Annotated in this window: 22 protein-coding genes; 8 read left to right on the forward strand and 14 right to left on the reverse strand. The window is 63.1% G+C overall.

Annotated features, from left to right (window positions below; genetic code table 11):
- Positions 1–131: 131 nt before the first annotated feature.
- Positions 132–752, reverse strand: coding sequence for a TetR/AcrR family transcriptional regulator (locus G6N55_RS27780; RefSeq protein ID WP_163667563.1), 621 nt, complete (start codon positions 750–752; stop codon positions 132–134).
- Between the two features lie 89 nt (positions 753–841).
- On the opposite strand from G6N55_RS27780, the gene G6N55_RS27785 reads away from it, so the two are divergent.
- The 4 genes from G6N55_RS27785 to G6N55_RS27800 all read left to right on the forward strand — a co-directional run bounded on the left by G6N55_RS27785 (position 842) and on the right by G6N55_RS27800 (position 5338).
- The gene (locus tag G6N55_RS27785) at positions 842–2188 is read left to right on the forward strand and encodes an NAD(P)/FAD-dependent oxidoreductase (protein WP_163667566.1); all 1347 of its coding nucleotides are present in this window, start codon (positions 842–844) and stop codon (positions 2186–2188) included.
- Complete coding sequence (locus tag G6N55_RS27790) at positions 2185–3309, forward strand: spirocyclase AveC family protein (RefSeq protein WP_085221482.1); 1125 nt, start codon at positions 2185–2187, stop codon at positions 3307–3309. The genes G6N55_RS27785 and G6N55_RS27790 overlap by 4 nt, the downstream gene beginning before the upstream one ends.
- Positions 3310–3353: 44 nt before the next feature.
- Complete coding sequence (locus G6N55_RS27795) at positions 3354–4127, forward strand: hypothetical protein (protein WP_139826763.1); 774 nt, start codon at positions 3354–3356, stop codon at positions 4125–4127.
- 236 nt (positions 4128–4363) lie between these two features.
- Positions 4364–5338, forward strand: coding sequence for a spirocyclase AveC family protein (locus tag G6N55_RS27800; protein WP_163667569.1), 975 nt, complete (start codon positions 4364–4366; stop codon positions 5336–5338).
- Here G6N55_RS27800 and G6N55_RS27805 read toward each other — a convergent pair.
- From G6N55_RS27805 to G6N55_RS27815, 3 genes are read right to left on the reverse strand one after another with little or no spacing between them, the layout of a single operon-like run.
- The gene (locus G6N55_RS27805) at positions 5335–6474 is read right to left on the reverse strand and encodes an acyl-CoA dehydrogenase family protein (protein WP_085221485.1); all 1140 of its coding nucleotides are present in this window, start codon (positions 6472–6474) and stop codon (positions 5335–5337) included. The two genes, G6N55_RS27800 and G6N55_RS27805, sit on opposite strands and share 4 nt — an antisense overlap.
- Positions 6471–7634 (reverse strand): acyl-CoA dehydrogenase family protein, encoded by a 1164-nt coding sequence (locus G6N55_RS27810; RefSeq protein ID WP_085221486.1) that lies wholly within the window; start codon positions 7632–7634, stop codon positions 6471–6473. Before G6N55_RS27810 ends, G6N55_RS27805 begins: the two co-directional genes overlap by 4 nt.
- On the reverse strand, positions 7635–9209 hold the full coding sequence (locus G6N55_RS27815; protein WP_085221487.1) for an AMP-binding protein: 1575 nt from the start codon (positions 9207–9209) through the stop codon (positions 7635–7637).
- Between the two features lie 361 nt (positions 9210–9570).
- Here G6N55_RS27815 and G6N55_RS27820 point away from each other — a divergent pair, with 361 nt between their 5' ends.
- A complete protein-coding gene (locus tag G6N55_RS27820) occupies positions 9571–10734 on the forward strand; it encodes a cytochrome P450 (protein WP_085221488.1) in 1164 nt (387 codons plus the stop codon).
- On the opposite strand, the gene G6N55_RS27825 is transcribed toward G6N55_RS27820, so the two are convergent.
- From G6N55_RS27825 to G6N55_RS27855, 7 genes are all read right to left on the reverse strand, one after another.
- A complete protein-coding gene (locus G6N55_RS27825; protein WP_163667572.1) occupies positions 10735–12108 on the reverse strand; it encodes a protoporphyrinogen/coproporphyrinogen oxidase in 1374 nt (457 codons plus the stop codon). It lies immediately after the preceding gene.
- A gap of 29 nt (positions 12109–12137) precedes the next feature.
- Positions 12138–12905 (reverse strand): hypothetical protein, encoded by a 768-nt coding sequence (locus G6N55_RS27830; RefSeq protein ID WP_139826765.1) that lies wholly within the window; start codon positions 12903–12905, stop codon positions 12138–12140.
- A gap of 40 nt (positions 12906–12945) precedes the next feature.
- Positions 12946–14517: a phytoene desaturase family protein gene (locus tag G6N55_RS27835; RefSeq protein ID WP_085221491.1), complete on the reverse strand. Its 1572-nt coding sequence runs from the start codon at positions 14515–14517 to the stop codon at positions 12946–12948.
- A 134-nt stretch (positions 14518–14651) separates the two neighbouring features.
- Positions 14652–15479 carry a hypothetical protein gene (locus G6N55_RS27840; RefSeq protein ID WP_139826766.1) on the reverse strand — a complete coding sequence of 276 codons (828 nt, stop codon included), beginning with the start codon at positions 15477–15479 and terminating at the stop codon, positions 14652–14654.
- 19 nt (positions 15480–15498) lie between these two features.
- Complete coding sequence (locus tag G6N55_RS27845; protein ID WP_085221493.1) at positions 15499–16341, reverse strand: hypothetical protein; 843 nt, start codon at positions 16339–16341, stop codon at positions 15499–15501.
- Between the two features lie 6 nt (positions 16342–16347).
- The gene (locus tag G6N55_RS27850) at positions 16348–17718 is read right to left on the reverse strand and encodes a protoporphyrinogen/coproporphyrinogen oxidase (protein WP_085221494.1); all 1371 of its coding nucleotides are present in this window, start codon (positions 17716–17718) and stop codon (positions 16348–16350) included.
- Complete coding sequence (locus G6N55_RS27855; RefSeq protein ID WP_085221495.1) at positions 17715–18824, reverse strand: spirocyclase AveC family protein; 1110 nt, start codon at positions 18822–18824, stop codon at positions 17715–17717. The genes G6N55_RS27850 and G6N55_RS27855 overlap by 4 nt, the downstream gene beginning before the upstream one ends.
- 78 nt (positions 18825–18902) lie before the next feature.
- On the opposite strand from G6N55_RS27855, the gene G6N55_RS27860 reads away from it, so the two are divergent.
- Positions 18903–19523, forward strand: coding sequence for a TetR/AcrR family transcriptional regulator (locus G6N55_RS27860; RefSeq protein WP_163667576.1), 621 nt, complete (start codon positions 18903–18905; stop codon positions 19521–19523).
- Between the two features lie 13 nt (positions 19524–19536).
- Complete coding sequence (locus G6N55_RS30225) at positions 19537–19665, forward strand: hypothetical protein (RefSeq protein WP_264002004.1); 129 nt, start codon at positions 19537–19539, stop codon at positions 19663–19665.
- 96 nt (positions 19666–19761) lie between these two features.
- Here the strand turns inward: G6N55_RS30225 and G6N55_RS27865 are convergent, their stop codons facing one another.
- Positions 19762–20223 (reverse strand): pyridoxamine 5'-phosphate oxidase family protein, encoded by a 462-nt coding sequence (locus tag G6N55_RS27865; RefSeq protein ID WP_197747372.1) that lies wholly within the window; start codon positions 20221–20223, stop codon positions 19762–19764.
- 106 nt (positions 20224–20329) lie between these two features.
- On the opposite strand from G6N55_RS27865, the gene G6N55_RS27870 reads away from it, so the two are divergent.
- The gene (locus G6N55_RS27870; RefSeq protein WP_139826767.1) at positions 20330–20689 is read left to right on the forward strand and encodes a hypothetical protein; all 360 of its coding nucleotides are present in this window, start codon (positions 20330–20332) and stop codon (positions 20687–20689) included.
- 104 nt (positions 20690–20793) lie between these two features.
- Here G6N55_RS27870 and G6N55_RS27875 read toward each other — a convergent pair whose 3' ends face one another.
- Both G6N55_RS27875 and G6N55_RS27880 read right to left on the reverse strand, forming a co-directional pair.
- A complete protein-coding gene (locus G6N55_RS27875) occupies positions 20794–22284 on the reverse strand; it encodes a phosphotransferase family protein (protein WP_163667578.1) in 1491 nt (496 codons plus the stop codon).
- A 20-nt stretch (positions 22285–22304) separates the two neighbouring features.
- The gene (locus G6N55_RS27880; RefSeq protein WP_139826768.1) at positions 22305–23282 is read right to left on the reverse strand and encodes a DUF7065 domain-containing protein; all 978 of its coding nucleotides are present in this window, start codon (positions 23280–23282) and stop codon (positions 22305–22307) included.
- Positions 23283–23358: the final 76 nt, after the last annotated feature.

Here is a 23358-nt window from a genome sequence, read left to right on the forward strand (position 1 = left end):
GATTCATGCCGCCACCGGCGCCGAGTAGGGCCGCGGCCGGACCGGGATCCGCCGCGCCGCATCGAATCGTTGCAATGTGAACTCGACGTGCTGCGTTCCGACGTGCTGACCGACCGCTCGCAATCAGTGACTTACGAAATACGTTCGGCTGCAAGCACATAACGTGCGGCACGTTTCGGCGTTACTCCCGCCATCCGCAGTAACATTTCGGCGCAGACGAGATCGGCGCGCTCGCCCAAACGCCCGTCCAGGATGCCCCTGATCACTTCGAACGCCGCCGCGATCGACATCGTCAGGGTGGTCTCGAGGTCGTCGATGACAAAGCATCCTTGGGCCACTCCGCGCTCGAGTAGCGCGCCGGCCTGTGGGCGGATGATCCGCTCGAACCGGCTTTCGGCTTGCTCAAGTTTGACCAGGAGACTGGCAAGCGGGGGATCGTCGTATGCCGTGCGGACGATGGCCCGGGTCGATGCGACGAGTGCGTCTGCCGGATCGTCGAACTCCGGTGATTCTTCGACCGATTGCGCGAGCCCGACAATGGTTTCGGCCACTACCGCTTCGACGATGTCGTCCTTGGTTTTGAACTGGTTGTAGAAGGTGCCGAAGGCAACATCGGCACGCGTGGTGACGTCGCTTACCCGCAGCGCCTCGACTCCGCTTTCCGCGATGATCTCCCGCGCAGCCTGAATCAGATCCGCTCGCGTCTGCGCCTGCCGTCGTGCCGTGCGGGATAGGCCATTCGATGGTTCCACGACCACAGCTTAGAAGCGCCCGCGGCGATCCGGTAATGATTTGTCAATCATTATTGATCTATAGATCATTTCTGCGCTACGTTGTGACCGTGAGGACAGACGCGAGGACCGCCATCGTCGGCGGTGGCATCGCCGGGCTTGCCGCGGCACGACGGATACAACAAGCCGGCGGGACGCCAGTGGTGTTCGAAGCCGAGGACCGGGTCGGAGGGCGAATCAAGACAGTCCGGCGGGGCGGATTCGTTTACGACGTCGGGGCGTTCATCTATCTCGGCAGTTACGCCGAGTCGACGCAGGAGATGCTCGATGTCGGTCTCGGTCCCCAGATGCACAAGTTCAACGCCTTCGGGGCGATGCCGCGCGACGGTGAGTTGAACTTCCTCGACCTCAGTAAGCCACTGAGCTTGGTGAGAACGCCCTACCTGTCCGGTCGGGCCAAGCTCAAGCTAGCCAAGCTGTTGTTCTTCTTGGCCAGGCATTGGAAAGACCTGAACTACGCTGACGCTTCGGGTGTTGCCGCCATCGATACCGACACGGTCACCTCGTACAGCCGGCGCGAGCTGAGCGAGGAGATCCTCGATTACGTTGCCGCCGTGGTGGTCCGGGGACCGTGGTTGAGCGATCCCTCGTACGCGTCGGTGGGTCAGCTGTTGTGGACCATGAAGAATTTCTTCAAGCCGTACTTCTACGGGCTTGACGACGGCATGGATGCGTTGCCGCGGGCGATCGCCGCTCGGCTGAATGACGTTCGGCTGGCGACCCCCGTCACCAACGTTGCGGATGCGGGAGATCGCGTCGAGGTCACCTTCTTGCAAGACGGTCGCGAGGTCACCGAGGAGTTCGCCAACGCCGTCGTGACGACGACAACAGGCAGGGCACTCGAGATATATCCACAGATTTCGGGATTCGCCCGCGAGTACTACGAGAACACCGACTACATCTGCAGCGTCAACTGCCACATCGCCTTGTCGGGGCGACCGTCGAATCCCGCGACATACATCATGTGCTCGCCGCGCGAACAACCCGACCTGTGTGGCGTGATCGTGGATCACCTCAAGGCCAACAACCGATGCCCCGACGGCATGGGGATGATTACGATGTTCTGCCGCCATGAGTGGTGCCTGGACAATCTGGACAGCCCCGACGAGAAGGTCATCGACGCCGTATTGGGTTTCGTCAAGCCCTATTACGGCGATCTGAGTTCCAAAGTCGTCGACTATGAGATCGGGCGCTGGCGCGACGTCGTGCCGATCATGCGCAAGGGCCGCTTCCACGCTGTCGACCGCTTCATGCGCGAGATCGACCCCGCCGCGCGGGTGCAGCTGGCCGGCGATATCGGACCGATCCCAGGCGTCAACGGCGCCTTGGTATCTGGACAAGCCGCAGGGGACCGGATCGTCGGCCAGCTCTCCGCGGCCAGAAAGGTCCCAGCATGACGGCCGCCCCGCCCGCGGCGGCCAAACGCCGCCCGATCGCAGTCGGCGAGCGACCGGTTCCGCCGGTCAAGTGGTGGGCCGCCTTCGGCGCGGTGCTGCTCGCATTTCAGGCCTTCGTGTTGGGCCGGTGGATCACGGGGCCGTATTTCAAGTCGGTCGATCCCGGCCCCACTCCGATGCCCGGATGGATGAAGGGTGCCCTGACGTTCTGGCAGATCGTCTTGCCCATCGCCGGACTGATCGTCCTGTACTGGTTCGTGGTACGGCCCTGGCGGCGCGAACGGCGGATCGGACTCGACGGACTGATGGTCATCGCGTTTCTGACGCTGTCGTTCCACGACCCACTCAGCGCCTATGTCGGCCACTGGTACACCTACAACGCGTGGCAAGTGAACATGGGTTCGTGGCTCAACAGCGTGCCCGGAGCCCTGGCGCCCGGGATACCGGACCACCAGGTCGCTTATCCGCTGCTCATCGTGCCGGGCGCATACGTCGTGGTGTTTTTGTTGGTGACGATGATGGGCGCGGCGATCATGCGCCGGGCACAGGCGCGTTGGCCTGGCATTCCCCGAGTTGGGCTGGCCGCAATCTGTTTTGCGGTCATGGTGCCATTCGACTTGATCTTCGAGGGTGTCATCTTCATGCCAATGGGCTCGTGGGAGTACCCGGGTGGGCATGTCAAGATCTTCGCCGATACCTACCACGCGTATCCGGTCAACGAGGCGCTGACCACCGGCGCGATTTTCACGATGTTCGCCTGCATCAAGTACTTCACCAACGATCGGGGGCAATCGCTGGCTGAGCGGGGCGCCGAACAGCTCGGCGGCGGAGCGGTAAAGGTCACGGCCACAAGGATGCTGGCGGTCATCGGGCTGGTGACATTGGCGATGACGATCGGATACACGTTGCCGAACACCTGGTTTGGGGCGCACTCCACTGCGTGGAACACCGACATTCAGAAGCGGTCCTACCTGACCTACACGTGTGGTGAGGGCCCGGGCGTTGCCTGTCCGGGACCCGATGTGCCGTTGTTGCGCAACGATAACCGGGATCGGGGGGCCAATGGCCCGGCGTTCGGCCGCAACTATCCACCGCAGGTTGCGTACGACCGAGGCCAGTGACGAGCAACAGCGACCGCTGCGGGGAGGAGGAAGGTGTCGATGTGATGAGCGACAAGCGTGTTCAGCTTTGGAGCCTGTATTCGGTTTTCGGCTTCATCGTGGCCTTCCTGATCGGCTGGGTGCTGTTGGCGCGCATGGTTCCGCCGCCGTCGCCAATGAACACGCCCGAGCAGATGGCCCGGTTCTTTCGGGACCACCTGTTCGGCATCCGGGTTGGCATGATCCTTGCGCTCTTCTCCTCGGCGTTGCTGCTGCCGTGGGGTGGGGCCATCTGCGCGCAAATGTTGCGGGTGGAGGGTGCTCGAGCACCTTTGACCTGGGCATGGGCCGCGGCACAGGGCTGCGTCGTCATCGAGTTCGTCTACCCGTGTGCGTTCTGGCTTATGGCCGCTTTTCGTCCCGACGATGCGTCGCGCGTGCAGACCTTCCATGACCTGGGCTGGCTGCCGTTCCTGGGCATCGTGTGCACGGGCATGTTCCAGATGGTCGCGCTGGCCGTGGTCACGGTGCGCGACGAACGCGTGAAGCCGATCTATCCGCGCTGGTTCGCCTACTTTCAACTGTGGTGCGCATTAGGGGTCGGCCTCACTTTCGGAGTCTGGATCTTCAAGACCGGGCCGCTGGCGTGGGACGGCCTCGTCGGATTCTGGATTCCCGTCACCGTCTACTTCGTCTGGGTGGTCACCACAACGGCCATGACCGGGCGCGCCATCGGTAACGACGAATTACCCACTGGCGGACGCACACTCGCGGATCGTGTTGCCGTCCTCGAGGCCGAACTGGCTGCAATTCGACCGCGAATGGAGCTGCAGCCGTGAACACGTCGTTGAGCGCTACGGCGACAGATCAGTCAAACACCGCAACCCTCAACGGGCCCCCCGTCGATCCCACGGTCGGGCCACGCCGCTCAAGGCCGGTGCTGTGGTGGGCAGCGTTCGGTGCAATCTGGCTCTCCTTCATGGCCTACGTGCTGACGCGGTGGATCACCGGCCCCTACTTCCAACGTGTGCCGGTAGGGCCTAGCGATCCACCGATGTACATGAAGGTCTTCTTAATGACCTTGCAGGTCACCATGATTCCCGCGATGGTCGGACTGTTGTGGTGGTTCGTGATTCGGCCGTGGCGGCGCGAACGAACCGTCACTGTCGACGGGGCGCTGACGCTGGCCTTTTGCACCTTGTTCTTCCAAGATCCGCTGTCCAACTACTTCGGCCCTTGGATCACCTACAATTCCTGGTCATTCAACCGAGGATCGTGGGTCAATAGCGTTCCCGGATGGTTGTCGTTCGGTGCACCGGGTGCGACGGTGGTCGAACCACCGATGACCATCATCGGTCTCTATGTCGTGATCATGACCGTCGCTGTCCGCATTGGCGTGGCGACGCTGCGCCGGGTGTCAGGGCGGTGGCCGCAGATCGGCAAGGTTGGCCTCGCCCTGATCTGCTACTGCGTGATGTTTGTCTTCGACGTCCTATTCGAGGGCGTGACCTTCATGCCGCTAGGCGTGTGGACCTATGTCGGTGGACACTTCAGCATCTTCGCCGACACCTATCATGCGTTTCCCTTGCACGAGGCGTTCCTGGTGGGATTTCTGCTTACGGCCTACACGTTCCTGCGCTATTACCTCGACGACCGCGGCCGAACGATCGTCGAACGCGGCTCCGAACGTGTGAAAGCGTCGCCGGCGTGGCACGGGGTCATCCGGGCCTTGTCGATCCTCGGCGCCGTGAACATGATCTTCCTTGGCATCTACGTCCTGCCGCATCTGTTCGTTGGTGCGCACAGCCGCGAGTGGAACCAGGACACCCAGCGGCGCTCCTACTTCCTCGACGGTCTCTGTGGGGGCGACACCGGCCGCGCCTGCCCGGGACCCGCTGTGCCGCTGGTACGAAACGACAATTCCGGCAATGGCGGCGGGTCTGCCTACGTCGGTACGGACGGCAAGCTGCACGTCCCGACCGGAACCGTTCTGCCGTCTCAGGTCCCGTTGAACGTGGGCACCGGCCAGGGCCACCTGGGCTCGAGCTAGCGGAGCCCGAGCGACCCGCTGATGATCTCGCGCTGAATCTCGTTGGTGCCGGCGTAGATCGGCAGCACGAGCGAGTGGCGCACATGGCTTTCCATGTCGTATTCGGTCGCGTAGCCATAGCCGCCCATCATCTGCATGCCCTCGAGCGCGATGCGTTTGGCGACTTCGGAAGTCTTGACCTTGGCCATCGACGTCATCCGCGTGGTGACCGGATCGGCGCCGCGTTCGAGTCGCTGGGCGACCTCATAGGTGAGCAAGCGGGCGCACTCCAGGTCGGTGGCAAGATCGGCGATGCGATGACGCAACGCCTGAAACGTTCCGATGGCCTTGCCGAACTGCTTGCGCTCCTTGACATATGCGATGGTGTCATCGAGCGCGCGCTGGCCGATGCCAAGTCCGACCGCGGCGCCGAGCAACCGCTCGCCGTCGAGACCGGCCATGATTTGGGGGAAGCCGCGGCCGACCTCGCCGACGACGTTTTCGGCCGGAACAAAGCAATCGGTGAAGAAGACGTCGTTGACTTCACGACCCCCCAGGGTGGAAATGCGGCGCGTCTCAATGCCGGGGGTATCGCGAGGTACCTCGAAAATGGTCAGACCGGTGTGCGGTTTCTCGCCGTGGCTCGTTCGCGCCACCAATAAGATTCGCCCGGCCCGGTGTGCATACGAGCACCACGTCTTCTGGCCGTTGAGCACATAGCCGTCGGCGACCGACTCGGCTCGGCACGCGATCGCGGCGACGTCTGATCCCGCACCGGGTTCGGAGATCGAAATCGACATGATCTCTCCGCCGGAGATCGCCGACAGCGCCTCACGCTTCTGCTGGTCCGATCCGAATCGCTTGTAGCACCCCGCAACTGTCGTCGTCGGGCCCAGCGCCTTGACCGGAGCAAGCCCTCGCCAAAGTTCCTCGAAGAGAATCGTCTGCTCTACGTAGGTGCCGCCAGAGCCGCCATATTCCTCGGGGATCGCCACGCCCAGCCAGCCGAGTTGCGCGAGCTTCTGATATAGGACTGATGATTGGTCCTCTTCGTCGGCGTCGAGCAGTGCCTCACGCTGTTCGCGGGTGGCGCATTCGCGCTGGCAGAAGTCGCGTACCGCCTGCTGAAAATCCTGCTGTTCGACGGAAAGCGTCATGCTTGCGGGAATCTGCGGTCGGGAAACAGCCCCGCGGCAACCCCGTTGCGCAGCACCGCCGGTGCGCCACCGGCTACCACGTTGGTGACGCAGTCGCGATGAATGCGCTGAATGGGGTAATCGGTGGTCACGCCGTAGCCCCCATGCAGTTCCATGGCTTTGAGGGTGATCTGCGGGCCCGCGGTGGCGCCGAACAGCTTGGCCTGAGTCACTTCGGCGAGTTTCGGAAACCGGCCCTCGATCGCCGAAGACGCCGCCCGGTAGGCGAGCAGTCGCAGCGCCTCGATCTGGACCCACATGTCGGCCAGCGAGTGGTAGACGGCCTGAAAGTCGATGATCTGCTTGCCAAATGCCTCGCGCTGCTGGGTGTACTTGGCGGCCTCGTCATAGGCGGCCTGGCTGAAGCCCAACCAGAACCCACAGTTGTGCAGGCGCTCGAGGTTGAATGCCGTCATCAATCGGGCGAACTGGCCGGGACCGACGATGACGTTTTCGGCGGGCACCCGGACGTCGGTCAGCACCATGTCGCCGTGGTGGATTCCGCGATCACCGATGTACACCGGGCCGCGTTGGATTTCCACGCCGGGCATCGAGTTCTCCACGACGATGGCGCCGATTCCCTTGGCGCCCGGTACGTCGTCGAAGCGCACGAAAGTCGCATTGAGATCGTTGACGTTAGAACCGGTCAGGAAACTCTTGGTGCCGTTGAGGATGAAGTCCTCACCGTCGCGCCGCGCGGTGGTGCTCAGATGCGTGAGGGCCGAGCCGGCTTGCGGTTCGGTGAGCGCGATATTGCAGGCGCGACGGCCGGCGACGATATCGTACAAGTACTTCTCTCGTACCCGGTCGCTGCCGAGCAGGAACATCGAAGGCCCCGGGCCGCTGGTGCAGAAGACCGGTTCGGGCGGTAGCCAGGACTGGGCATAGCGGAACAACGCCTCCACCACGATGAGGTACTCGATCGCGCCGCCGCCCTGCCCGCCGTACTCGGTGGGCATCGCGACACCGAACAGCCCTTCGGCGCCAACGCGATCGAAGATCTCACGGTAGGGCGCCTCGTCGGACTCGTCCCATTCGCGGGCCTGCTCGGCGAACGAGCGACCGAGCTTCTCGGCGCGCTCCTGCAACTCCACTTGCTGCGGAGTCAATGTGAAATCCATCTAGCGGCGCTCCTGCTTGGCGACGGTCAGATCCATTGCTTCGAAATCCCACGTCTGAGCGGTGTTTCCGGCCTCACGCAACTTGTGCTTCAGGACGCGGCCCACACCATTTCGGGGCAGTGCGTCGAGGAAGTCGACATACCGGGGGATCGCGAAGTAGGGCAAGTTGTTCTTGAAGAAATCGAACAACTCGGCAGCCTCGACCGGCGAGCTGGTGGCAATGCAAGCCTTGATGTCGTCCTCACCGAGCTCGGAAGCCACCGCGACGACCGCGGATTCGATGATGGCCGGGTGGGCGTCGATGGCTTGTTCGAGTTCGAAACTGGAGATGTTCTCCCCGCGGCGGCGAAGGCTGTCCTTCTTGCGATCGATGAACGCAAACGCCCCACTGGGCAGGCGCCTGCCGTTGTCACCGGTGTGATACCACAAACCCCGGAACGCCTCGACTGTCGCCGTGGGATTGTCGAAGTAGCCGTTGAACATCGCGTACGGAACCCTGGGTCGAAGGCAGATCTCACCCGTAGCCTCACCGTCGAGGACGTAGCCCTCGTCGTCGAGCAGGGCCACCTCGAGATCGGGCGCGCCGATACCGCAGCCGTTCGGATCGCGACGGTCCGACGACAGCGTCGTCAATGTGGCTGGCATGCATTCGGTTTGGCCGAAGATGTCGACCCAGGGGTCGACACCGAAACGATCGCGGAACGTTGCCTGCGATTCGAGCGACAACGGAGCGCACATGATGCGGGTGACTTTGTGGTCGCGATCGGCCGGCGACGGCTCGGTCGCCAGTATCGCTGCGCCCATCGCGCCGACCGCGATCATCAGCGTCGCGTCCACTTCCTTGGCGCGAGGGAAGTACGCCCGCGCGCTGAATGTTCCCTGCAGGTAAGCAGGTATGCCGTAGATCAGGGGCAGTGTCACCGTCACCAGTCGTGCCCCGGCGTGAAACAGCGGGAGGCCGGCGAACAGGACGTCGTCCTTGGTGACTTCGAGCGCGGCGCCGATGATTTCGCCGCTTCGGCAGTAGTAGCCGTGGCTGGCGACGCATCCCTTGGGCAGCCCGGTGGTGCCGGAGGTATACAGGATCGACATGGTGTCGGCGGCGGTCAGCTCTACTTCTGGCGGTGCGTCGCCGTGGTCGAACAGACTCGCGTACGGAATCTCGTCGTCTTGGGCCTCGTCGAGCATGATCACTGCCCGCAGATCGGGCAGTTGGCTGCGCACCGGAGCCAGCGCCGCTCGGCCGGCGGCGTCGGTGACCAAAAAGCCGGATCGGGACTGGCGCAGCTGGTGAAGCAGAAAGTCGCCCTTCAGGTATGCGTTCAACGGCACCTGGGCGGCCCCGGTCTTCGCGGCGCCGTAGAACACCTCGAGCAGTTCGATGCGGTTGGGCGCCAGCATCGCGATCTGCTCGCCCTTACCGACCCCCAGCCGCGCCAACCCGGCCGCGAGAGCGTCCGACCGTTGATTCATCTCGGCATAGGTATAGACGTTGTCGTCCATCGCGCAGCAGACGCGATCGGGCGTACTGAGAGCGCGCGCACGCAGGATATTGCCAATAGCGTCACGAACCATTGCGGCAACCGAATCCAGAAATCATGTCTTCCATTTTGGGGGAGCGTTAACGATCATTTACGCGGTTTCCTCGTAGTGCCCAGCGCCTTGGGTCGCCCGCGAAGTGAGTTGTGGTCCTTGCCGACAGCCCCGACTCGTGCGCACTGCGATTATTTTGAGACAGTACGGCTATAAATTATGTCTGTCAACGATGTCGACGCGTCTTGCGGCGGGGCGGACACGGTCGGGGTCGAGGTTGCACGAGTGTGACCTAGGTCACATAACTGCTATTGGATACGTGTGTGATATTGAAGTACAGCGGTACTAACTCAACCTAAAATTTAACATCGATTAACTGTGGTTATGAGTCGGAGGAGCTGTCATGGAGGTCGGCTGCCCTGCGTTACCCGCGCTGGAAACTTTGCCTTTTGCTCAGGACCGCGAATCGGCGTGGCACATGCTCCTGGCGCCCGGCAAAATCGCGGTGTCCGACGCCGGCGTCTACTTCATCAGCGGCGCCGACGTGGTCGAGGAGGCGGCCATCCACCCGGAGCTGTTTTCCTCCTCCGGCGCCTTCGATCTGGTGGGAAGCCCATTTCCGATGGTGCCGATCGCCTTCGATCCGCCCGAACACACCCGGTTTCGCCGCGTGCTGGACAAGTTCTTCGGCCCCCGCCGCATGGCCGAACGCGCACCCGAGTTGCGCAAGCAGGTCGGCGAGCTGATCGATCAGATCGTGGCGTCCGGCGGTAGTGCCGAGGTGATGAGCGCGCTCGCGGTTCCGTTTCCGTCGCAGGTCTTTTTGACGCTGTTCGGTCTGCCGCTCGCCGACCGGGATCTTCTGATCGGCTGGAAAGATGCGGTTTTGGAGTTCTCGGCCGCCGAGGGCTTGGAGCCGTCACCGGAGACTTTGGCCCGGGGAGCTGAGCTGGTGGCCTATCTGAACGGACATGTTGCCGATCGTCGCAGTACCGGGGGCGATGACCTGCTCGGCCAATTGCTTTCCGACTCGAGCGATGGCGCCCTGACCGACCCCGAAATCATCGGGCTGTGCTTCCTGTTCCTGATCGCCGGTCTGGACACCGTGACCGCCGCAACGGGTTTCGCGCTCTATGAGCTGGCGCGCAACCCCGCGCTGCGGGCGACGCTGGTCGATGACGAAGAAGCGGTCACGCACTTCATCGAAGAGGTCTTGCGAATCAACCCGCCGGTCCCTTATGTCCCCCGGGTGACCACCGCCGAGGTCACTGTCGCGGGTGTGACGATCCCGGCGGGATCTCGGTGCTGGCTCGGGCTCGGGACGGCCAACCGGGATCCCGAACGCTATCCCGATGCCGACGTCATGCACCAAAGACGGAACAATCACTTCACCTTCGGTAGGGGACCACACCGCTGCCTGGGCTCTCACCTGGCTCGCCTGGAACTGCGCCTGATCATCGAGGAGTGGAACCGGCGGATCCCCACTTACTCGGTCTTGGAGGAGCCGACGGTTGGATGGCCATGCGGCACACTCCATTTCCAGGAGCTGCACGTGCGGATCGGCTGATCAGTTCGGCTTGCCGACCAGGACGCGTTGGGCTCGGGGTGCCAGCGCCGCATTCATGACGCGATTCGCGGCTTCCTCACCGCTCACCAATGCGCCGTTGAGGCCGGAGATCCGGTCCAAATCGGAGGCGAACTGGACGCGTGAGGTCCAGTCGAGGCGCTTTTGAAAGTCGGCGATTCGTGCGAATCGGCCTTTGTCCATGACCGGGACGGACTCCGGCCATCGTGCGACGGCGTGCTCCTCGAGAGTGTCGACGACACTGCCGTAGTAACAGCGGGCGCGGTCTATCGCGTGCTCCAAGACCTCCTCGTCGCTGAGATCCAGTGTGCGTTCCAGGTATTCGTGCGACAGCAGCACCGTCAGCAGGCCCTTGTCCTCGGGAGCGCGCCCGGGCGCCTTCGCGTGGTCGGCTATCACGGCGATCGTGTCGGGGTCCTCGTGCGGGGACACCATGTAGTAGGTGGCGGGATCCCTCGGGCGTTGCGATAGCCCAAGACAGATGCTGCCGAGGCGCCGGTAGCGGGTCGTCTCGTAGAGCGCGCGGTGGTTTTCGTCCATCTGCGGGAATATCGCCAGCGCGTACTGCGCCTGAGCGGCGACTACGCACGCGTCAAACGACTCGGTGCGTTGATTGCCGCCCTCGGGCGCGAAGGTGACATCCACCGCCGCTCCGGTGTCGTCGACGTTGAGCACGGGATGCTGCGGCCGGATGCGCAGCCGTCGGGCCAGCTCCTCGGGAAGTCCACCGACTCCAGGCCGCAGGTTGTACATCGTGGAGACCAGCATGTTGCGTATCGTCCACAACAGCAACGCAATCGAGGTATCGCCGTCGTCGGCGACCCAGGTGCTGCTGACCAGCGGCCTGCCGGCCCATTGCAGCAATTCCTCGTTGAGCTCGCGACGGAAGTATTCGCGCACGGTCTCGGTGTCCAGCCGGGCGACCTGGTCGTAGCTGTGGTAACCGAGGCTGCCTCTGGCCTTGACCATCGGGCGGATCAACTTCAGGGCCTTGAGCTTGCTGCGTGCCGACAGTGCGCGGGTGGTCAATCCGGTGCGGAGCGGCTTGCCGTAGTCGAGCAGGTGCTTATCGCCCCGCCGGGGCATCACACCCCAGACCGGGACTTCGGTAAACAACGGGCCGAGGCCGAGTTCGTGGATCAAATCAATGGATTCGCGATAGGTGCCGAGGTAGAACGCGGCACCCAGATCCATGATGTAGTCGCCCTTGCGGACTGTCCACACGCGTCCGCCGACTCGGTCACGCGCTTCGAACACCGTGACGTCGAAGCCGCGTTGCTGGAGTCGATAGCCGGCGGTCAGTCCGGCCAGCCCTGCGCCGACGACTGCAACGGTTCCTCTGGGGTCGTCGGGCACGCAGGCTTCTTTCGTTGTGCGGTGGACGGTTACGTTGCGGTGAGCTCGGGTTCGGACCGGTGTCCGGTGAGCCAGTCATTCATGCCGGCTTGCTGCTGAGCGCGCTCGTCTTCGCCGATGGCGCGCAGCAGCAGCACCACCATCACGACGAACCAGCAGAAGTAGACGCACAGCGGGACCCACCAGGCGAATATTCCGTTCCAGGCCAGCGGCCCGGTTTTGAAGAAGGGGATGATCGCCGCGGGCACCCAGATCATCGAAACCCAGATGTTGAAATAGCCTGCCCAGCGCGGGAAGACGGGCTTGGCGCCCTTGTCGAGCAGGATCGCGACGCCCAGCGACGCCACTTGAATGCAGGCCGAGGAGATGATTCCGAGGAACATCAACCAGGCCATGTCGTTGAGCATCTGTACGATCTCGGGACTCCATTCGTGGAGCCGGTACAGCGCGGTCTGCCAGATCGCGAAGGGCACCAGGAACTCCACGCACAGCAGGCCGCCGGAGACCAGTTGCGACTCCGCGAGAACCGACCGGACACCTTCCATCCGGCGGATCTGAGCGGCAATGACCGCACAGAACGGCACCAGCAGCGCACACGCGAAGAGGCTGATCACCAGCCCGAGCCGGATCAAGTTGGTGTGCTCGCTGAACTGGGCGACGAGGGCGGCCCGTGACTTGGCAGGGCTGGGCGGCGGAATGAAGTGGCACAGGAACGCGAACGCCGAAGCCCAGACGGCGATCATGAACGGACCGCACCAGACACACAGCCGTTGGGCCGTCAGATTCATGTTAGGCACCGATCGTCCTCCTCATTCGAGTCGAATCACCTTGTCGCAGTTATTCATTGCGCAGCGCATGCTGGGCGGCCAGTCGTCCGGGCCACCCGGTTACCCCGCCACTGGGATGCGTGCCGGCACCGGATTGGTAGAGCCCCTTGATCGGGGTGTCGTAGCCACCGAGGCCGTGGGCGGGGCGATTCTTGCCTAGCCGGGTCACCAGCATGTCGACGTGGAAGTAGGCGCCCGCCGGCGCGGCGAAGCGAGTCTCCAGATCCTGCGGGGTGGACACCACCCGCCCGATCTCGGTCTCGAGGCCGCCGAGGAAGCGCAGACCTGACTTCCAGATCTGTTCGGTGTAGCCGTCTTTGTTGACGCCCCAGCCGTTGCTCGGATAGCCGGGCACATTCGAATGCAGGTAGAGGACATCGCCCTCGGCCGATGCGATCGATCGATCGGGCGCCGACAGGATGGCCATGTACACCGGCGGTGTGTCGACATTGAGCCCACGCTTCATCGCGTACATCTGCTCGATGTGGTCCTCGAGGGTGCCGGTCATGAACGTGGTGGTGCGGATGTCCTCCCCGTCACGCTTGGCCCGGGCGGCTTCGGCTTTCGGGTAACCAATGCGGCCCGCGGTCGCAACGTCGATCTTGAACGCGGCGGCGTTGACCGAATTCGCCGGGATGAGGGCAATTTTGTTCCGGTCTTCGCGGCTCAGTTGGTCTTGCGGCACAAGCTTTCCGAGCGTGATTTGCGCCGCCGCATTAGAGACGACTCCGCGCCGCGCGCGCAGCTCGGTGCCGTCCTCGAGCTGCACTCCGGTCGCGCGTCCCGAGTCGACAAGGATTTGGTTGACCCCGTTGCCCAGCCGCACCACCCCGCCGTGGCTCTCCAGCTTGCCCTTGAACGCCTCGACGAGGTTGGTCATGCCCCCACGGGGGCGCTGCACACCGAGATGACGGTGCACGCCGGCGAATCCCAGGAAATAGGCGCCCGAGCCGACCGAGTCCGCCGGACCGACCATCGACGACCAGTAGGCCCACAGGCCGCGCATGGCGTCGGACTCGAACGTTTCGGAGATGAGTTCGAAGACGTTCAACGACAGCATGCTGCCCAGGAAGCGGCGGGTGGCCCGGTCGGGGCGGTGCCGTAACAGGTATTTGACGAAATCAACCTTGCCCCACGCGGAGGGGTCCTGGACCGTAAGGATGTCGATCAGATCCATCACCCAGTCGATCGGCCCCCGAAGCTGTTCGTAGGTGCGTGCGTCCTTGGGGGAGAAGTAACGAATGTCGTCCAGGGTGCGGGCGAAATCGCCCCACAGCAGCAGGGTGTCGCCGTCCTCGTTCATCCAGCCGTAGGGGTGCGCAAGGGGGACCGTGTCATACCCGAAATCGGCCAGTCGCATCTCGCGGGCAAGCGGGGTCTGGGCCATGAAAAGGTCGTCCATCGCGCCGATGCTCAGCTTGTGCTCCGGCGCATCCTGCAGATACGGATAGCTCGCCGAAAGGCCACCGAGCACCGGCAGCCGCTCGACCACACACACCGAGCGGCCCTGCTCGGCCAGTGTCGCTGCCGCACAGAGCCCGTTGTGCCCCGCACCTACCACGATGTAATCGAACGTTTCCATATTAAGAATCCTAGGTGAGTCGGGTCAGGGCGCTGGGTAAGCCGGACAATATAGGTAGTGATCACGCATTTTTAGGTAGTCACCCCCAGCTATCGAGCGTAGTCCCGCAGATCGATCGTTCACAACGGCCATGTTCAGGAATGCGAATACGCGGGCGGCCGGCTCTCGCGCTGCGTCGTCGCGGAGGTGGGCGGCGGGAGCAGGCGCCATTGGCCGGTTCCGATCCGGATCAGAGCGTCGATCGCGACCACCCCCAGCGCCATACTCAGCAGCGCCGCCGCCATCCGGACTCCGGTGGGCATGTCGGTGTTGGTGATCGCGAAGTGCGGCATCGCCAATACCCAGGACGCCATATAGGTCGCGAACGGCACGAAAACGAGCAATAGCTGGCGCGCTCCGGTGAAGAACCAGGAGAGACGGACGATCACCACCGCGCCGAACAGCGAGCCCAGGCTGTTGATCACCAGCCAGCTGACCGGAAAGCCGCCGATCGCGAAGGGTTGATTCCCGTAGTACACGTACAGACCGGAGCCGAGCATCGGCAACTCCAGCAACACGTTGAGTACGCCGAAAACGGCTATGCCGCACCACATCGCCCGGTGACTGGCGCCGCGCTTGAACGCCAACGCCATCAGATAGGAGAGCCCACCGAAGAAGACGACGTAGGCCAGCACCACCCACACCGGCACGCCTCTGCCGAAGGCGGTATAGCCGAGCACCCCATCGAGGGGGAAGAAGCAATGGCCGAGCACGTCGACCGTCGCCTCGTTGAAGGAGCAGATGTAGCCACCGATCAACGTCAGCAGGAAGGCCGGCGACCCGGTGCGCCGCCAATCCGCCAGCGCGCCGACGACAAAGGCCGCCACCACCACCGCGAGGATCGCGGTGATGATCGCTTGTGCCGTCGTGGGGGTGGTCATCTCCCAGGGGGGTTGGGCAATCGCAACGATTGAGGTTGTCACGGCCAGATCTCCTGTTCTCCTATGCGTCGACGGCGCTACGGTCGAGGGCACGGCCCGACGGTTTGTCGCCTGTATCCGGTAGTGCCACAACGGGGGTCAGCCGCCGCAGCTGCCCGGTGCCGAGACGGATCAGTGTGTCGATCCCGACCAGGCCGAGTGACATGCTCACGACCGCGGCAATCATCCGGAGGCCATGGGTGGCATCCGTGCCGAGGACCAAGAACAGTGGCATACCCACCGCCCAGGACGACATGAATGTCACAAACGGCACCAGGAGCAGCAGCAGCTGACGCGCGCCGGTGAAAAACCACGAGAACCGGGTGACGGCCACTGCTCCCAACAGCGACCCGAATGCGTTGAACACCAATTGACTAAGCGGGAAGCCGCCTACCACGAACGGCTGATCGCCGTAGTAGACATAGAGATTCGACTGCAAGAGAGGGATCTCCATCGCCAGATTGAGCGCCCCCCAAATTCCAATGCTGATCCACAGCGCTCGGCGGGTGACTCCGCTCGTGAAGGCCACCGACAGCACGTAGGTCAGGCCGCCATAGAAGACGACGTAGGCCAGGATCACCCAGATCGGGATGGACCGGTTGAACACGGTGTGGCCGATCCAGCCGTCGGCCGGAAAGAAACAGTGGCAGAGGAAGTCGATCAGTGGCTCGTTGAACGAGCAGATGTACCCACCCGCCAGCAGCAACAGGAAGGTGGGCCGTTTGGTGCGACGCCAGCCGGCCAACGCGGCGAGGACGAAGCCGGCTACCGCGAGGGCAAGGACGACCGTGATGATCGTCTGCGGTGTCGCGGGCGTCGTTATGCCCCAAGGGGGTTGGTCCCACGCCAAGGTCGTGGCGGTCATCGTGGCCTAGGTTCCCGCGGTACCGATGAGTCGTGCGCGAGGAACTCTGTCGGCGAACTGTGCCGACACGCGGGCGGCGGCCTCCTTGCCGCTGACCAACCCGCCGTTGAGGCCCGGGATGCGGTCCAGATCGCTGGCGAACTGCACCCGCGAGGTTCGGTCGATCTTCCTGCGGAAATCGGCAATTCGCTTGAAGCGACCCTTGTCCAGCACCGGAACGGATTCTGGCCAGCGGAACAGTGCGTGCTCCTCGAGGTCACCAGGAAGCTTGCCGTAGTAGTACTTGACCCGCTCCAGCGCGTGGTCGACCAAGTAGTCGTCGTCGCGATCGTCGGTCCGGTTGAGGTAGGCGGGCGACAGGAGCACCGAGATGAGGCCCTTGCCGCGCGGCGCCCGGCCCGGCGCCTTGTTGTGGTCGGCGATCACCGCGATGGTGTCGGGATCGTCGTAGGGCGAGACCATCGAGAAGGTCCCCGGGTCGTTTGGTCGCGCCGAAAACCCAAGCGACACATTGCCCAATCGGTGGTATCGCGCGGTTCCGTAGAGGTTGCGGTGGTTCTCGTCCATCTGCGGGTACATGTTTAGCGCGGGCTGCGCCGTCGTCGCGATGACCGCGGTGTCGAAGGTTTGGGTCTGTTCGCCCGATGACGGTGTCGTGTAGGTGACTTCGACGGCCGAACCGTTGTCGGTGACATTGGTGACCGTGTGCTCGAGTTTGGTGTCGACCAGCGTCGCCAACTTGACGGGCAGCCCGGCTACGCCGGAGGTCAGGTTGAACACCGACTTGACCAGCATGTTGCGCACTGTCCAGTGCAGCAGGGCAACCGAGGTGTCGTGGTCCTCGTGCACCCAGGTGCCGCTGACCAACGGGGCGGACACGTAGCGGGCGAGCTCGTCGTTGAGCACCCGGTGGCTGTAGTCGTACACCGTCTCGTTGTCGATCTCGGCAAGCTCGTCATAGGTGTCGTAGCCGAGGCTGGCCCGGTGCTTGAAGACATCGGCGAACAATCGAAGGGCCTTGATCTTGGCCGGCCAGGAAATCACCTGCGTGGCCAGGCTGGCCCGGATCGGCTTTGCCAGGTCCAGGTAGTGCTGTTTGCCCTGGCGCGGCATGCCGAAAATGACTGGGGTTTCGACGAATTCGTTGGTCAACCCCACCTCGTGGATCATCGCGACCGCCTCGCGGTAGGTCCCGAGATACACGGCGGTACCCAGGTCCATCACGAAGTCGCCCTTGCGCACGGTCCAGATCCGCCCGCCCACCCGGTCGCGGGTCTCCAACACCGTGACATGGAAACCTGCCTTCGACAGCTCATAGGCGGCCGCCATTCCGGCGATCCCGCCGCCGATTACCGCCGCGGTGCTGTGCTGTGTCATCGATGCCTCTCTGGTAGGAGCTCGGGGCGATCCGGTGCCGACTGACGTGAGATCGGTAGTTTCGGATCGGGACAATTGAAGGCGGTCGTCGGGCCGCACACGCCGCCGTTGCGCCAAGTCCGTTCGATATGCGGCTTGGGCATTGGCCCGGAGTGCAGCGCGTAGAACCAGTACGGCATGTTGAAGGCGATGAAGATCGCCAACTGTGCCGCGCCGGCGATCGCACAGAACCTCGCGAAGGTCTTGAACCCCTCGCGCTTGAACTTCAGTTTGTCGATGCCGCGTTCGGGCCAGGAGCGGCCCCGGTCGTCGCGGAAGAAGTGCAGGCAACTGAGGATGATGAACGTCCCGGGCCAGCTCAGCGGCTCATAGAGCGGGAACTGGTGATCGGTGCCGGCGAACAGTGTCAACCACGGAATGGTCGACGAGTAGCTGATCAGCCCGGTCCTGGTCATGATCAGCTCGACGATGAAGTCGCCCACGATCATGACCAGATACGTCTGGACGATGAGTCGAAATACGCTGCGCGACGGATCTTTTTTGCGCTGATAGGTCATGTAACGGGAGCCGGCGTAGCCGGACATCGCGCACATCCACAGGTAGGCGGTGAAGTACACCATGGGCACCGGAATCAACTGTCCGTTGCCCGAGCTCCAGCCCGGTATGTGCGACAGCCAGCTCCCGAAGTTGACAAACGTTGTCGCGTACTGGAATTGGTAAACGGTCCAATCGATCCAGGGCTCCTGGAAGAACATCAACCACCCGGCCAGGAAGAACAGGCCGTCAAAGCTGAAGCGGCCGGTGCGCAGCTTCGGCCCGATCACGAAGTGCCACAGGATCCAGCCGGTGATGAAGATTCCGAAGACCACTTCGACGCAGCGAACCAGCACCACGTACCAGGTGGGCTCCTGGCCACGGCCGAGTGTGTTGGGGGTGAAATCGCCGCTGACGACCCACATGGCCCAGCAGTACGCGATCAGTGCCAGCCACAGGAAGCCGTGCACGATCCAGACCTTCGCCCATGTCCGCTGAGCCGCGACGGGATCCGGGCCGGCCGCATCCACCCCCACCGATCCCGTCGCCGTTAACGGGCGTTCATCGAGCATGTGATCACGCTAACAGATCGATCTGTCGATGAACAGATATCTATCTGTTCGCCGACAGAATCGTCGTACACTCATGTGGTGCCCACCGCGATCAAACGCCGACCGAAGACGAATCAGGAGCGCGTCGAGGAGTCGACGCTTGCCCTGATCGCGTCGGCGATCCAGCTGTTCGCCCGGCAGGGCTACGAGCGGACGACGGCCGTCGAGATCGGCATCAACGCCGGTTTCAGCCGCAACATGGTGCGTGACCGCTACGGCTCCAAAGACGCCTTGCTGCAGTCGGTTTTCGATACCTTCGCCGATCTTTTGCTTCCCGCCATGCGGCGCGAGCGCGGTGGCACCGGGCTGGACCGTGTGCTCAGTCAGCTCGACGATCTTCTGGACGCGGTAGAGCGCGAACCCGAAACGATGCGGGCGATGATCGTGCTCACCTTCGAGACACCGGCCGCGTTGCAGGGCTTCGCCGGTTGGTTTGACGGTCTTATCGCGGAGTACGAGGCGGAACTCGCCGACCACCTCGCCGCCGGCCAGGCCGACGGCTCGGTCAGAAACGACCTTGATCCCGCGCGCGAGGCCGAAGTCTTCGTGTCCTACGCGATCGGCCTGTGCTTCAGGTCAGCCCTGCGCCACGATGGCTACGACTTCGCGGGAGAGATCAAAGCCTGGAGGGCCCGCCTTGCGCAACAGTACTCCGTCTAACCTCTTGCCCTGTGTGGTCAACACCCGCACGGGAAGCAGCCTGCTGCGCACCGGCGATCGCGTCCGCGTCGACGGCGACACCGGCACCGTCGAAGTCCTCGAACGCGCGCAAGACCGCTTCGCTGCCCAGGAAAGCAGGTGACTGCGGCGTATCACTTCCGGTCGACGAAGCCCGCCGCCGCGACGACAGTCCCTGCCGCTGCTTTGGCTTGCCCGCCAAGCGAACTCGGTCGTTGCGTCACGCTCCGGTACGGGTGCGCGCGTAGCTGAAGTTCAACGCGGTCAGCTTCGTCGGCCGCAATTGGAGGAACACGGCTCCCGGCGGCCCGCCGTCACGCAGGTAGCCTCGGTAGTCATCGGGTGAGTCCGACCAGGACTCTTCGTCGGAACCCAGGTAGCGGTACAGCAGTCGGCGAGCACGTTCGACGTCGTAGTCATGGATCTGCACGGATCCCTGGGCGATGACTTGCTTGACAATCCCATTGTCGAAATCGCCGACATCGACGCAGAACGCGACGCTGGGGTCCTTCTGTACCCGCGCATGCAGTTTTGCCCACGGGCCACTGATGATCCAGAAGGCGCCGCCTTCCCACTGATACCAAAGCGGTCTGATTGTTGGGCCGTTGGTGGCCAGCTGTCCGGTGAGCGGGCCCGACAAGAAGTCGTCGACTTCTTCGGGAGACATGGCGAGATCTTCCACGGTAACTCCTTGCGGCGACGCGAACCTAAGAGTAAAGCTACCACTGGATGTGAACGAGCGTTCCCGCAACCGCGGAGCGCGACCCAGGGAAGGATCTAGGTGCTCAATGGCTCTGACGACGACGACTCTCGCGGCAGCGCGATCAGCGATCGGCGCGAGTGGCTGGCTGATGCCGATCACCGCCGCCAGGCTGTTCGGAATGAACGTCTCCAAGGATGTCAGTGCGGCGCTCTTTCTCAGGCTCGGCGGCACTCGTGACTTTGCGCTGGCCGTCGCACCTTTGGTGACCGAACGCCGGTCGAGGTCTCAGATGTTGAGGGTCGCCGCGGCGTGCGACGTCGGCGATATCCTGGCCGCCGGCATCGCGCACCGGCGTGGCAAGATCTCGGGGTTCAGTGCGGCACTGTTCATATCGGCCTCGCTGGGTTGCTTGGCGTTGAGTGTCAAGGCCCTGTTCGAGCGCTAGGGGATCGACGGCAGCTGCCGCGACGTATTCGCAGACTCTTTCAAGGCGCCGAACGAGTCCAGGTCCTCGATCATGTTCGTCATTCGCTCGAGGTTGGGCCGCCTCTAGCGGCTCGACAGCTGTTCGTAGCTTCGGATAAGTTCTTGCGTGGCCTGAAGAAACCGGGGAATGTAAAGGTGGGGGAGGGCGATCACCTTGAGGTCGTCGATCTGCCTCGCGTACAACTTGGCGCTGACCAGGTTCGCGGCGCAGGCGTTACGGACGTGCCCCCAGATCTGGAAGAAATGAAGCCGACGCTCGTCAATGACGGGTCCGCCCGCGGCTCGGTAGGCGCGGATGAACGCCGCCCAGTCCAGTGCCTCGCCGAGACTGTTGCGGACGTAGGCCAGATCTTCAGCGGGATCACCGAGATGCCCGAATTCCCAATCGATCACGGCCGTGAGGCGGCCGTCGTCGAACAGGAAGTTGTGGAAGCCGATGTCCCCGTGCAGAAGCACCGGATGGCCGTCCGACACTGGCACATGATCCAGCAGCCAGCCAAACAAGGCCATGATCGCGGGCGACGGCAGGTGCGCTTCCCTCGCGAACAGCCCGCGCCAATCAGTTAGGTATGTCCCGACCACGTCCCTGAGCGGACGATTCACAAGCTCGGGACGGATCATCTCTGTCAGGTGGCCGAAATCCTCGAGGCCACGCATCGTGTGAAGCCGAGCCAACAGTTCCGCCAAGGTCTGTGCCAGGTCTTGCGGTACGAGGCTGTTCGGCTCGAACACGGTGCCCCCGGCCACACCTGCGGCGCACCTCATCACCAGGAAATGTCCGCCAGGTAGAAGGCGGTGCTCGGTATCCAGCCAAAGTGCTTCCGGTGCAGGGAAACCACGCGCGTGCACCGCGCGGATGAGTTCGAATTCCTTTTCGATGCGGTGACAGTCGTTGCCGATAAGCGCAATGGCAAGGTCGCGACGCAGGATGTAGGACCCGTTGAGGGCCTTCCCCGAAACGTCGAACAGGTATGTCTGTTTCCCGAAGCCGCCGGCTAGGGCCCGAAAGGCCGTAACCGTAAGCTCCGGCTCAGAGAAGCGATCACGTAGATAGGCGGTCCACCGTTCGTGCGTGGTCTCGGGGGCCGCTTCCACGTCGTCGCTAGCCCCGGGCATCAGGTCCGAGAGATCGGCGGATTCCCAGTCGATAAAGAGATCGGCGATCCGGCCGCGAACGACTTGTGGAAGATCGGATGTGGCAGCGATATTCGCCGCGAGGCGCTGAGTTGCGGCGATCACCTCTCGCCACGCCGCTTCTGCGTCGCCAAGCGAGGCGGCGCCTTTGTTCTCCTCGATCATGATGCAGAGCGCGCGACACTGGGCCTGTAGGGAAGGAGGCGTTAGGAGGCCTTCGACCGACGCTAGACATTTGGACAGGCGATCGATCTGGGACCGCATGAGGCCCGTACCGCCGCTTTCGCGAATGGCGAGCAGGCGTAGCGCCACTGCGAGGCATTGCAGCGCGGAGCCCTCTCCCGGGTTATCCGTCAGCGTGGTCAGCTGGCGTACCTCGCGGTTCGCGGCTTTCAGTACCTGCTCGGCTGGAAACAGCATGGGACCTCTCTCCGAACGGGCTAAGCCCGCAACGAGCGGATGAACTTCCGGGCGTGTTGTAAGGGAAAGAAGTCCATCTCTTCGCCGTAGCAGATTTGGCCGTCGAACTCCCATTCAAACTGAGCCCACCACTGAAACATCCACGGGTACAACACCGTACTGAGTATGGCTTTGGCGTTGCCGACTGCCTTAAACTCCCGCCCGAGTGAATCAATCCCGCACATTTCCATTCGCATCGGGGCGCCGTCGTCACGACGCATGGTGGTCGTGCACGTCCCGTTGGAAAGTGAACCGTAACGCCCACCCTTGAGATACCAGCCCGCGGCAATGCGCAACTTCGTGTCGGTTACCGGGTCACGTTCAGGCGGCAGGTCGGACATCGCGTAGACCTGAAAGCCGCTCTTCTCGGAGGCGATCCCCCACGGGAAGTAACCGCGCGTGTTGTTGACGAGCTTGCGCACCCCCCATGAGTGATCACGCATCGACCAGCAGTCGACATGGAACGTTTCTCCGTCCACCTTGACCGTGCCCTTCATGCGCCCAGGCTGCTCGTAATGCTGTCTTGCCGGCGCCCACTCTTGTTGACCTTCGGGCTGCCCGGTTTGGTGTGGCGGCAGGAAGCTCTCCCAAGTTAGCTCTAGTTCGCAGCCCGCGCCCGCGTAGAAACTGGAGTTCCCGCCGTAGCTCAGCCGATACGTCTTCCAGGGTTCGACGCAGTGCACATGCAGACCGTTGGGGAACCCGAAGTCGTACATCTCCCACGTCGGATCCAGCGGGAAGATACTTCCCATGTCGTAATACCGGCAGTTGTACATCTCTTCCCCAGTCGGATCCCAGATCGCGATCCCGCCCGACGAGTACTTCATGTTCGGGCGGTGGTAGAAGTACACGAATCCGTTGAGGGTTCGCTCCGGAATGCTGAAGCCGAACCATGCACTTTCGTTCCAGAATGGGTCGTCTGTGCGTTGGTGAAACACATCATCTGCGGGACTTATCACGGCTTCCCCTCGTCGAACCGAGAGATAGTCCTCTAGGAGACTGTCTCGCAAGAGACCATAGCAGCGGCCGCAAAGC

Origin of the sequence: Mycobacterium florentinum, from assembly GCF_010730355.1 — a bacterium.
In the GTDB taxonomy this organism is placed as follows: domain Bacteria; phylum Actinomycetota; class Actinomycetes; order Mycobacteriales; family Mycobacteriaceae; genus Mycobacterium; species Mycobacterium florentinum.

Bases quoted from the DNA above. Each gene is read 5' to 3' on its own strand.
- G6N55_RS27790 (WP_085221482.1), top strand. From the start codon at position 2,185: ATGACGGCCGCCCCGCCCGCGGCGGCCAAACGCCGCCCGATCGCAGTC.
- G6N55_RS27795 (WP_139826763.1), top strand. From the start codon at position 3,354: ATGAGCGACAAGCGTGTTCAGCTTTGGAGCCTGTATTCGGTTTTCGGC.
- G6N55_RS27800 (WP_163667569.1), top strand. From the start codon at position 4,364: ATGACCTTGCAGGTCACCATGATTCCCGCGATGGTCGGACTGTTGTGG.
- G6N55_RS27805 (WP_085221485.1), bottom strand. From the start codon at position 6,474: ATGACGCTTTCCGTCGAACAGCAGGATTTTCAGCAGGCGGTACGCGAC.
- G6N55_RS27810 (WP_085221486.1), bottom strand. From the start codon at position 7,634: ATGGATTTCACATTGACTCCGCAGCAAGTGGAGTTGCAGGAGCGCGCC.
- G6N55_RS27815 (WP_085221487.1), bottom strand. From the start codon at position 9,209: ATGGTTCGTGACGCTATTGGCAATATCCTGCGTGCGCGCGCTCTCAGT.
- G6N55_RS27820 (WP_085221488.1), top strand. From the start codon at position 9,571: ATGGAGGTCGGCTGCCCTGCGTTACCCGCGCTGGAAACTTTGCCTTTT.
- G6N55_RS27835 (WP_085221491.1), bottom strand. From the start codon at position 14,517: ATGGAAACGTTCGATTACATCGTGGTAGGTGCGGGGCACAACGGGCTC.
- G6N55_RS27845 (WP_085221493.1), bottom strand. From the start codon at position 16,341: ATGACCGCCACGACCTTGGCGTGGGACCAACCCCCTTGGGGCATAACG.
- G6N55_RS27850 (WP_085221494.1), bottom strand. From the start codon at position 17,718: ATGACACAGCACAGCACCGCGGCGGTAATCGGCGGCGGGATCGCCGGA.
- G6N55_RS27855 (WP_085221495.1), bottom strand. From the start codon at position 18,824: ATGCTCGATGAACGCCCGTTAACGGCGACGGGATCGGTGGGGGTGGAT.
- G6N55_RS27870 (WP_139826767.1), top strand. From the start codon at position 20,330: ATGGCTCTGACGACGACGACTCTCGCGGCAGCGCGATCAGCGATCGGC.
- G6N55_RS27875 (WP_163667578.1), bottom strand. From the start codon at position 22,284: ATGCTGTTTCCAGCCGAGCAGGTACTGAAAGCCGCGAACCGCGAGGTA.